General features: G+C 32.2%; 12 protein-coding genes. 4 read left to right on the top strand and 8 right to left on the bottom strand.

Annotated features, from left to right (window positions below):
- Positions 1-170 precede the first annotated feature (170 nt).
- On the bottom strand, positions 171-560 hold the full coding sequence (locus LDL23_RS08945) for a hotdog domain-containing protein (RefSeq protein ID WP_133606912.1): 390 nt from the start codon (positions 558-560) through the stop codon (positions 171-173).
- A gap of 87 nt (positions 561-647) precedes the next feature.
- Here LDL23_RS08945 and LDL23_RS08940 point away from each other — a divergent pair, with 87 nt between their 5' ends.
- The 4 genes from LDL23_RS08940 (at position 648) to LDL23_RS08925 (ending at position 4318) form a co-directional block, all read left to right on the top strand.
- Positions 648-1385 (top strand): hypothetical protein, encoded by a 738-nt coding sequence (locus LDL23_RS08940; protein ID WP_291265385.1) that lies wholly within the window; start codon positions 648-650, stop codon positions 1383-1385.
- A gap of 38 nt (positions 1386-1423) precedes the next feature.
- A complete protein-coding gene (locus tag LDL23_RS08935) occupies positions 1424-2920 on the top strand; it encodes a hypothetical protein (protein WP_291265384.1) in 1497 nt (498 codons plus the stop codon).
- Positions 2921-3041: 121 nt separating this feature from the next.
- Positions 3042-3737 carry a hypothetical protein gene (locus tag LDL23_RS08930; RefSeq protein WP_291265383.1) on the top strand — a complete coding sequence of 232 codons (696 nt, stop codon included), beginning with the start codon at positions 3042-3044 and terminating at the stop codon, positions 3735-3737.
- A gap of 5 nt (positions 3738-3742) precedes the next feature.
- Positions 3743-4318 (top strand): hypothetical protein, encoded by a 576-nt coding sequence (locus tag LDL23_RS08925; protein ID WP_291265382.1) that lies wholly within the window; start codon positions 3743-3745, stop codon positions 4316-4318.
- Between the two features lie 4 nt (positions 4319-4322).
- Here the strand turns inward: LDL23_RS08925 and hisIE are convergent, their stop codons facing one another.
- The 7 genes from hisIE to LDL23_RS08890 all read right to left on the bottom strand — a co-directional run.
- A complete protein-coding gene (gene hisIE / locus LDL23_RS08920) occupies positions 4323-4946 on the bottom strand; it encodes a bifunctional phosphoribosyl-AMP cyclohydrolase/phosphoribosyl-ATP diphosphatase HisIE (protein ID WP_291265381.1) in 624 nt (207 codons plus the stop codon).
- Between the two features lie 126 nt (positions 4947-5072).
- Positions 5073-5828, bottom strand: coding sequence for an imidazole glycerol phosphate synthase subunit HisF (gene hisF / locus LDL23_RS08915; RefSeq protein ID WP_291265380.1), 756 nt, complete (start codon positions 5826-5828; stop codon positions 5073-5075).
- A gap of 69 nt (positions 5829-5897) precedes the next feature.
- Positions 5898-6623, bottom strand: a complete 726-nt coding sequence (hisA, locus tag LDL23_RS08910) for a 1-(5-phosphoribosyl)-5-[(5-phosphoribosylamino)methylideneamino]imidazole-4-carboxamide isomerase (RefSeq protein WP_291265379.1) — start codon at positions 6621-6623, stop codon at positions 5898-5900.
- 91 nt (positions 6624-6714) lie between these two features.
- Positions 6715-7296, bottom strand: a complete 582-nt coding sequence (gene hisH / locus LDL23_RS08905) for an imidazole glycerol phosphate synthase subunit HisH (protein WP_291265378.1) — start codon at positions 7294-7296, stop codon at positions 6715-6717.
- Positions 7296-8435: a bifunctional histidinol-phosphatase/imidazoleglycerol-phosphate dehydratase HisB gene (gene hisB / locus LDL23_RS08900; RefSeq protein ID WP_291265377.1), complete on the bottom strand. Its 1140-nt coding sequence runs from the start codon at positions 8433-8435 to the stop codon at positions 7296-7298. The genes hisH and hisB overlap by 1 nt, the downstream gene beginning before the upstream one ends.
- Positions 8407-9477 (bottom strand): histidinol-phosphate transaminase, encoded by a 1071-nt coding sequence (gene hisC, locus LDL23_RS08895; RefSeq protein ID WP_291265386.1) that lies wholly within the window; start codon positions 9475-9477, stop codon positions 8407-8409. Before hisC ends, hisB begins: the two co-directional genes overlap by 29 nt.
- Positions 9474-10000: histidinol dehydrogenase (locus LDL23_RS08890; protein ID WP_291265376.1), on the bottom strand; the 527-nt coding region annotated here is incomplete at its 5' end. The genes hisC and LDL23_RS08890, both read right to left, overlap by 4 nt.

Below are 10000 nucleotides of genomic sequence, written 5' to 3'. Positions count from 1 at the left end.
TTTGCCGCAAACCAATCGCGGTCGTTGTTTTCTTTAAGTTTTGTTAGAAATTCTAAAGTTGATTTATTTATCATAGTTAAATAGCAATTTTGTCATTCTGAACTTGTTTCAGAATCTTTTAATGATTGATTTAGAAGCTGAAACGAGTTCAGCTTGACAACACAAGATAATTATTTTTTCAATCGGTCTTCAATAAATTCGATTTGGGTTTTACCGTGTGGTTTTGGTTTTCCGTCTTCGCCTAAGTTTACCATCGTGATATTATCAATCGTAATGATTTTTTCGCGTGTCATCATGTTACGAACTTCGCATTTTAATACTAACGATGATTTTCCGAAATGCGCCACATCTAAACCAATTTCCACAATATCGCCTTGTTTGGCGGCACTCATGAAATTAATTTCACTCATAAACTTGGTAACTACTTTAGGATTTTCCAATTGTACGATGGAATACAAAGCAGCTTCTTCATCTATCCAAGCCAATAATTTACCTCCGAATAGTGTTCCGTTGGCATTTAAATCTTCGGGTTTTACCCATTTTCTGGTATGAAATCGCATCTTCAATTTTTATTTTAAAGATAGGAATTTTTAGTAAAAGTTAGGTATATTTGTTCACATTTAGCTATTGACTGAAATATTGGTAAAATGGATAAAAAAAGTATAGAAACCAACACACTAACGTTTGTCAAAGATGCTAAATCTGATGAACTTATAAAAGGTGCTATTTTATTAGTACATCCCGATTCACGATTAGATACTGCTTTAGCAAAATTTCATCCAATGAGTGATTCAAGTATCCCTTTAAGGGACTTAACGGATGCAACTACCAAACGCGAAAGTATTCGAAAACTTATTGATAAATTAGATGTCTCTAAGAGTGAGAGGTATCAACGAACTGTTGAAGACACTTATTGTAATGTGTATTCCTTTGATTTTTGTTATTTTTCTCAAGTTTATTTGCCAACCGTTTGGTGGACAGATGAATCCATTGCAAAGTTGCAAAACGGAGAAGATGTAGTTCCTGTTTTTAATGAAACGGTGCTCCCTATCTACTCTAGTGCCATTCATGATTGGTTTCAAAAATGGGGTCCAAGTTTTGGATGGAAAAAAATGACAAATCTTGATGAAATTCAAGAAAAAGTGAATACAGAAGGAGGTGTTGGAATCATTTGTGCCAAGCGAAAAATTGTTGGTCTTTCTGGACATATTGTACCAATTGTTCCAGAAACCGGCAAAAGAAAAGCTTATCGAGAAAATGGCAAAGTCGTTTATCCGTTGCAATCACAAGCCGGAAAATTAAATTACAACTACTTTTCAAAAGCAAGAAAAGATTGGTGGAACCATGAACGTTATTCGTCACATGTTTTCTATTATCATGAATAAAATTAATATTAATTACGTTACCAAGCCATTTTAAATAAATGAAATTAAATCAGAAAAAAACGTATTACTGGGGAATAGGATTAGAAAATGAAACTTATATGCAATTTGAAGAATCGAGCATAGTTTCAGGATCATTTATTCAAGAAAAAATGGGTTGCGAACGCTACAGTATTGATTACAGAACCTGTTACAAAGAAGGAACTTTATCCACTCTTTTAGAAACAGCTTTTGATAAAAATAAAAATTACAAAGTAAGCAGAATGATGAACAGTCATTCTCTTGATAAATTAGATCTTAACTTTCAACATAAAACATTACCTAATACAAAACCTTTAGTTGATAATCCTGAATATCAAGGAAAATCAATAGTTGAAGTTTTTTTAGAAAGCCAGCCGTATAACATTCAAAGCATGTTGACTCAAAAAAACAATCCCATGGGAGCTGTGAATTTTGATGGCGATTCGATTGAATTTGTAACAAAATATTTTGAAAATAGAACCATCACGGATTCGTGTGAGGAACTTAAAGCAACAAAACAATTATTCATTGATAAAATTAATGAATCAGGTGTTCTTGCTGAAAAATTAAATTTTCCTAAATACAACATGGGAATCAATAGGTTTATGTCGAACCAAGAAAATCTTGTGCTGTTTAATAACGGAACCTATCATTTTCATCTTACATTGCCAACGCTTACCCAAAATAGTAGAATTATAGATTATCCAAGTTTTGAAGCAATTCACAGCAACGCTATCTATTTGCTACAATGGTTTGAACCTTTTTTTATTACTACATTAGGCAGTCCTGATATAATGGCAGTAATTAGCAAAAAATATCATTTGAATGAAAAATTCGCAGGTGGTTCAATGAGAAATGCGATGTCGCGATACACTGGAGTTGGTACATTTAACAAAGTGATGGCGAAAGGTAAAATTCTAACTTATAAAGTTGATGAGTTTAGAAAACTTTTGAAATTTACTAAAGAAGAAAATATTTGGTGGCGCGATCAAATAGAATCTACGCTAGATTATGCCTTATTAGAAGATATTGGTCTTGATTTTAATCTGGAAAAGATGTATCAAAGTGGATTTGAATTTAGAAGTTTTGACGAATTCCCATCTAGTTATTTAAACGACGTATTATTAGCAATTGTTTTGATTTGCGAGCACTCATTGCATCTTCCAAATGTTACTTGGGGACACGATAGTGTGGTTTGGAATAATTTAGTTTTTAAATCCTTGAAACATGGTTTTGAAACCAAAATTAATGAAGAAGAAAAGCAAGCTGTTTTAGAGGTGTTACAACTTTTTGATACCACAGATGAAAGTAATAATTTACAAACAGAGCTGAATGCAATCGAACAACTCGATGAATTTTTCTTTAAAATTCTAGCCATATTACATGACAAATACAAGGAAAACAACACTTGTATAGATGCTATGTGGGGGCAAAAAACAACTAGTCCACCTACTTGGGATAATTTTAATAAATACCAAGTAGAACAACACTTAAAGCAAATTGAAGCATTAGATTAAATGTTTTATTTTTTTGGTTTTAATTTTTTTTCACGTGAAATTTCATCTTGAATTTTTATTTTAGGGAAGAATTTTTGGGGAAATTTGGATATATTTGTGAGAATTTACACTCAATTTAAATATGAAATCAGGATATTATAGAAATTTTCATCTATCATATTGTTTAGTTTGCAAAAATAAAAGTTTTGATATAAACAAAGGCTTGATTTGTAATTTATCTAATGAAATAGCAGATTTTAAAGAAACCTGTAGTGATTTTATAATTGATATTAATCAAAAAGAAAAACTTCAAAAACAAATTGATTTTAATATTGAATATGAATATACTAGTAAGTTAAGTGAAGAATTTAATGATTTTATTGGAAATCCATATTTTAAAGAATCTGAAAAGTTTGATAATTGCATGATAAATTATCAAGATGGTAAAATTTATAAATCAAATTTTAATGATCATTATTTCTTAATTAGTATTTTATTTATTGCTCTTATTTATAATCTAGTTAAAAGCTTTAGCGATGATTTTAATTTAAAAATTTCAATGATAATCCTTATTGTAATTGTTCTTTACATTATTTTTTTTCCAAAAAAAGTAATTAAAAAGATTGAAATTGATAATGAAGGAATAACAATAAAAGAAAATAAAATCTTTTGGAATGAAATTTATAGATTTGGGATTTATATTATACCGGGTAAATCCACTCAATTTGATTTAATGGTTTTTACCCTAACAAGAGGTCACTTTACTGTAAGACTAAATGAATATAATGCAAATCATCAAGAGATTGTCCAAATAATTAAAAATAATCTAAAAAAATAATATCCATGAAAACAGAAAAAGCATTATCAATCGTATTTATTATTTCGCTAATTTTCAAGCTAATGCATTGGCCTGGAGCTGGAGTTTTAATGGTTTTATCGTTAACATTTTTAGCTTTGTGTTATTTCCCTTTTGGATTTTATTTTTTTAGTGACAAAAATTTTAAAAATCAAAAAATTGGTATTTCAATATTATTTGGATGGTTGTTGTCTATAGCTATAATTGGTATTGAATTTAAACTGATGTTTTGGCCAGGTTCACAAGTAATGTTGCTTGTTGGTTGTATGTCAGCAGCAGTTTTACTATTAGCAGGTTTTTCATTATTAAAAAAATCAGATGAAGATTTAAAAAATTATCACAAAAACTTATTTACAAGAACTGTTGTCATATTTGTTTTAGCAATGATTTGTTTACTTTTACCCAATAGTGTTTTAATTAATCACTATTATGCTAATGAACCTGAATTGCGAGAACTTTATTTAAAACAACAAGAAAATCCTCAAGATGAAAATATTCAAAAGGAAATTCAAGAATATAAAGCCAAACAATTTGAACAAGAGAATGGGAAGAGAAGAAACTAATAAATTACTTCTCCCTTCCCTTCAAAACTTCCACCACATCTTTTAATTGAAAACCTTTCGCTTGCAATAAAATAAAATAGTGAAACAATAAATCAGCACTTTCGGATAAGAACAAATCGTCGTTGTTGTCTTTGGCTTCAATGACTACTTCAACCGCTTCTTCACCTACTTTTTGGGCTATTTTATTAATTCCTTTTGCAAATAAGGAAGCCACATAACTCTTTTCTGCATCAGCATTTTCTTTACGTTTTGCAATGGTGTTTTCTAATTTTGATAAAAACCCAAATTCCTGATTATTAGTTTCTTGCCAACATGTATCTAAACCTGTGTGGCAAGTTGGACCAACAGGTTTTACTTTCACTAAAAGTGTATCGTTATCGCAATCTTCTTTAATAGAAATCAGTTCTAAGAAGTTGCCACTCTCCTCGCCTTTTGTCCACAATCGGTTTTTTGTACGACTGAAGAAGGTCACTTTTTTAGTTGCCAACGTTTGATCTAAAGCTTCTTGGTTCATGTAGCCCAACATTAAAACATTTTTCGTTTCGTTGTCTTGAATGATAGTTGGGATAAGGTTGTCTGGGGTTTTATTGAAGTTTACTTTCATGATTGTTGTTTTTTTGAAACACATAGTCACATAGTTTTTAATAAATTGTAAGGCGTTAACTTTATATAGCTCTCATAGCTATGTGTAAAATGTAATGCTATAATCTTCTAAAAAGAAAAACTATCAACCTATGTGTCTATGTGTTTAATTTTATAATCTTACTAAGATATTTTGATTTATTAAAAACTGTTTTAATTCAGGAATTTCGATTTCGTGATAGTGAAAAACACTGGCAGCTAAAGCGGCATCTGCATTTCCATTGATAAATGTTTCTGCAAAATGTTCCATAGTTCCCGCACCACCAGAAGCGATTATGGGAATATTTACGATTTCGGATAACTTGGCTAACGCTTGATTGGCAAAACCATTTTTAGTTCCATCGTTATTCATGGATGTGAACAAAATTTCACCAGCACCGCGTTGCTCGACTTCTTTTGCCCAATCGAATAAATTCAATTTCGTAGGAACTTTTCCGCCAACTAAATGAACTATCCAATCACCATCAATTTGTTTGGCATCGATAGCCACAACAACACACTGACTTCCATATTTTGCTGTAATTTCATTGATTAAATCAGGATTTTTAACGGCGGAAGAATTAATAGAAATCTTATCCGCGCCATTGCGAAGCAAAACATCCACATCCGCAACAGAAGAAATACCACCTCCAACAGTAAACGGAATATTAATTGCAGCTGCCACTTTTCTAACCAAATCGATTAATGTCGCGCGACGTTCTTCTGTAGCGGAAATGTCTAGAAAAACAAGTTCATCTGCACCGGTTTCAGCGTATTTCTTTGCTAATTCCACAGGATCTCCAGCATCTTTTAAATCCACAAAGTTGACACCTTTAACGGTTCGTCCGTTTTTGATATCTAAGCAGGGAATGATTCTTTTTGTAAGCATGATTTAGTGATTAGTGATAGGTGAAAAGTGATTAGCTTTACAAACTTTTTAGTATTTACTTATCGCTTTTTACTTATTAATAATATAATTTTCTAATTGTTTTAAAGTTATTCTACCTTCGTAAATGGCTTTTCCAATGATGGTTCCTTCGCAACCTAATTCGGCTAACTTGGGTAATTCATCGAAAGTTGAAATTCCTCCTGAAGCGATTAGTTTTACATGTTTGGTTTGTTCCAAAATTCTTTGATATAATTCAAAACTTGGTCCTTCTAGCATGCCGTCTTTTGAAATATCGGTGCAAATAACGTATTGAATACCTTCTTTCTGATAATTTTGAATAAACGGAATTATTTCTTCATTTGATTCTTCCAACCAACCTGAAATCGCTACTTTTTCGTTCATTGCATCAGCACCCAAAATAATTTTATCAGCTCCATATTGTAGAATCCAATTCTTGAAAACTTCTGGCTGTTTGATAGCTATGCTTCCACCTGTGATTTGATTGGCGCCACTTTCAAAAGCAATTTTCAAATCGGCATAAGATTTTAAACCGCCACCAAAATCGATTTTTAGACTCGTTTTTGAAGCAATTTGTTCCAAAACTTTGTAGTTCACAATTCGGCTTGATTTGGCTCCGTCTAAATCAACCAAATGCAAATACTGAATTCCATGTGCTTCAAAGGATTTTGCAACTTCAAGCGGATTTTCATTGTATATTTTCTTCGTATCGTAATCGCCTTTGGAAAGTCGGACGCATTTTCCTTCGATGATATCTATGGCTGGGATTATTCTCATTTTGCATATTTTTTTGGAACGCAGATTGTTAAAATTGAAGAAATTATTAAAATTTTTCTCATTTCTTAAATCTGTGTTCCTATTTTAAAAATTAAAGGTTTAAAAAGTTTTTCAAAATTTGTTCTCCAAACACGCCACTTTTCTCAGGGTGAAATTGTACTCCGAAGAAGTTATCACGTTGTAATGCGGTACTATATTCATGTTCGTAATTCGTTGAAGCAATCGTATTTTCAGATAATGGTGCATAATAACTATGTACCAAATACATGAATTCATCTTCTTTAATTCCTGAGAATAATGACGATTTTAAATTATAAATGGTATTCCAACCCATTTGTGGGACTTTCACTTCGTATGAAAACTTCACCACATTCACATCAAAAATTCCTAATCCGTTGGTATTGCCTTCTTCTGAATGTTTACACATCAATTGCATTCCTAAACAAATTCCCAAAACTGGTTGTTTTAAGGTTGGAATCAACACATCTAATCCACTATCAACCAACATTTTCATAGCACTACTCGCCTCACCTACACCAGGAAAAATTACTTTATCAGCTGTCTTAATAGTATTCCAATCATTAGTGACAATTCCTTCAAAGCCAAGTCGTTCCAAAGCGAATAAAACACTTTGAACATTTCCAGCTCCGTAATCAATTATAGCTATTTTCATTATAACATTCCTTTTGTTGAAGGTAAAATCATTTTTTCTGTATCGCGTTTTACAGCAACTTTTATAGCTTTTGCGAAGGCTTTGAAAATGGCTTCAATTTTGTGGTGTTCGTTTGTGCCTTCAGCTTTGATATTTAGATTCGCTTTTGCACCATCTGTGAACGATTTGAAGAAGTGAAAAAACATTTCGGTTGGCATTTGACCAATCATTTCACGTTTGAATTCTGCTTCCCAAACCAACCAATTTCTTCCTCCAAAGTCAATCGCTACTTGCGCTAAACAATCGTCCATTGGCAAACAAAAACCGTAACGTTCGATGCCTAATTTGTTACCTAGCACTTTTGCAAAAACTTCGCCCAATGCAATTGCTGTATCTTCAATTGTATGGTGTTCATCAACTTCCAAATCGCCTTTCACTTGAATATCCAAATCCATTTGTCCGTGACGCGCAATTTGGTCCAACATGTGATCAAAAAAGGAAATTCCGGTGTTGATTTTGCTTTTTCCTGTTCCATCTAAATTTAAAGTGATAGCGATATCGGTTTCATTTGTGGTTCTTTTGATAGAAGCTGTTCTTTCCTCCAATTTCAAAAACTCGTAGATCTTTTGCCAATCGGTTGTTTGTAAAGTAATTACATTTTGGAGTTCTTCCAATGAAGTTGCAATTTCGTTTCCGCCCAAATTCTCTTCGTTTTTGATAAAAATTGCTTTAGAACCTAAGTTTTTAGCCAATTCCACATCGGTAATTCTATCGCCAATTACATAAGAATTCTCCAAATCATATTCCGAATTGTTCAAATACTTGGTTAACATTCCTGTTCTAGGTTTTCTGGTTGGTGCATTGTCTTCTTGAAAACTTTTATCGATAAAAATTTCGTCAAATGTTATACCTTCATTTTCAAATGCTTTCAGGATGAAATTTTGGGTTGGCCAAAACGTTTCTTCCGGAAAACTTTCGGTCCCTAAACCATCTTGATTAGTAACCATTGCCAATTCGAAGTCCAATTCTTTGGCAATTTTACTCAAGAATTGAAATACTTTTGGATAGAATTCTAGTTTGGTTAAACTGTCTAATTGGTAATTTTCTGGTTCTAAAACCAAAGTTCCATCTCTATCGATAAATAATACTCTTTTCGACATTGTTGAAGGTTTTTAATAATTCCATAATTTGTTCGGTTTCTTCTTTGGTTCCAATACTAATTCGCAAGCAATTTTCGCATAAAGGTTGATTGCTTCTATTGCGAACCACTACTCCATTTTCGATAAATTGTTGGTATCTAAAGTTCGCATCATCCACTTTAATTAAGATAAAATTGGCGTCCGAAGGATATATTTTCTCGACAAATTCGCATTTTGAAAGTGCTTCGATGAGTTTATTTCGTTCGATTAGTATTTTTCTAACTTGCGTTGGCATGGTACTTTGCAACAATTTTTTGACAGCAGTTTCTTGCGACAAACCATTAATGTTGTAAGGTGGCTTAATTTTATTCAAAACCGCAATAATTTCTCTTGAAGCATACAAAATTCCGATTCGCAATCCCGCCATCGCATACGCTTTTGATAAGGTTTGGGTGATAATCAAATTAGGAAAATCTTTTAAAACACTTAACCAACTTTCATCTTTTGAAAAATCGATATACGCTTCATCAATTACTACTAAACCTTTGAATTGATTCAGAATTTTAATTACCGATGAATCTGTAAAAGAATTTCCTGTAGGATTGTTTGGCGAACACAAAAAAATGATTTTTGTATTGTTATCCACAGCATTTAGAATCGCTTCTACATTCGGTTGAAATTCCTCATTTAGCAATACTTCACGATTTTCGATGGCATTGATATTCGCTAAAACCCCATACATTCCATACGTTGGTGGTAGTGTGATGATATTATCGCGATTTGGTTCACAAAAGGCTCTGAAAATCAAATCTAAGACTTCATCACTTCCGTTACCTAAGATAATGTTGTCTTTAGGTACATTATTTCTATCTGCAATTATTGCTTTCAATTCTTTCTGTTGCGGATCTGGATAACGATTCATACCATTCGAGAACGGATTTTCATTGGCATCCAAATAGATCATTGGTTTTGTGAACTGTTCAAATTCATCGCGTGCTGAGGAATATGGACTCAGTTTTTTAACGTTTTCTCTAATTATATTTTCTAAATTCATAACTCTTATTTTAATCTTAATGAAACAGCATTTTTGTGTGCTTGTAAACCTTCGGCTTCTGCCATGATTTCTATTGCTTTTCCGATATTTTGAATTCCTTCGTTTGATATTTTTTGAAAGGTCATCGCTTTTAAGAAACTATCTAGATTTACACCGCTATAACTTTTGGAATAGCCGTTTGTTGGTAAAGTGTGATTAGTTCCTGAAGCATAATCGCCAACGCTTTCTGGAGTATAATTTCCAATAAAAATCGAACCCGCATTTTGAATTCCGTCAACGAAATAGTCTTCGTTTTTAGAACATACAATAAAATGTTCAGGACCATATTCATTAATTAACGATAAAGCGGTTTTTTCGGTTTCAACAAAGATTAATTTGGAATCATTAATAGCCACTTGCGCAATTTCTTGTCTTGGAAGATCTTTCAATTGTTTATAAATTTCTTCTTCAACATCGTTTAAAATGTTTTTATTGATGGTAACCAAAATCACTTGGCTGTCTTTTCCGTGTTCGGCTTGACTTAATAAATCGG

This window comes from Flavobacterium sp., assembly GCF_020217025.1.
Classification (GTDB): Bacteria; Bacteroidota; Bacteroidia; order Flavobacteriales; family Flavobacteriaceae; genus Flavobacterium.
This window is presented reverse-complemented; position numbering and strand designations above follow the sequence as displayed.

What these genes read in the sequence shown, in the direction of transcription:
- hisIE (WP_291265381.1), bottom strand. Translation starts at nt 4,946, where the DNA reads ATGTGTTTCAAAAAAACAACAATCATGAAAGTAAACTTCAATAAAACC.
- LDL23_RS08935 (WP_291265384.1), top strand. Translation starts at nt 1,424, where the DNA reads ATGAAATTAAATCAGAAAAAAACGTATTACTGGGGAATAGGATTAGAA.
- hisA (WP_291265379.1), bottom strand. Translation starts at nt 6,623, where the DNA reads ATGAGAATAATCCCAGCCATAGATATCATCGAAGGAAAATGCGTCCGA.
- LDL23_RS08925 (WP_291265382.1), top strand. Translation starts at nt 3,743, where the DNA reads ATGAAAACAGAAAAAGCATTATCAATCGTATTTATTATTTCGCTAATT.
- hisF (WP_291265380.1), bottom strand. Translation starts at nt 5,828, where the DNA reads ATGCTTACAAAAAGAATCATTCCCTGCTTAGATATCAAAAACGGACGA.
- LDL23_RS08945 (WP_133606912.1), bottom strand. Translation starts at nt 560, where the DNA reads ATGCGATTTCATACCAGAAAATGGGTAAAACCCGAAGATTTAAATGCC.
- LDL23_RS08930 (WP_291265383.1), top strand. Translation starts at nt 3,042, where the DNA reads ATGAAATCAGGATATTATAGAAATTTTCATCTATCATATTGTTTAGTT.
- hisH (WP_291265378.1), bottom strand. Translation starts at nt 7,296, where the DNA reads ATGAAAATAGCTATAATTGATTACGGAGCTGGAAATGTTCAAAGTGTT.
- LDL23_RS08940 (WP_291265385.1), top strand. Translation starts at nt 648, where the DNA reads ATGGATAAAAAAAGTATAGAAACCAACACACTAACGTTTGTCAAAGAT.
- hisB (WP_291265377.1), bottom strand. Translation starts at nt 8,435, where the DNA reads ATGTCGAAAAGAGTATTATTTATCGATAGAGATGGAACTTTGGTTTTA.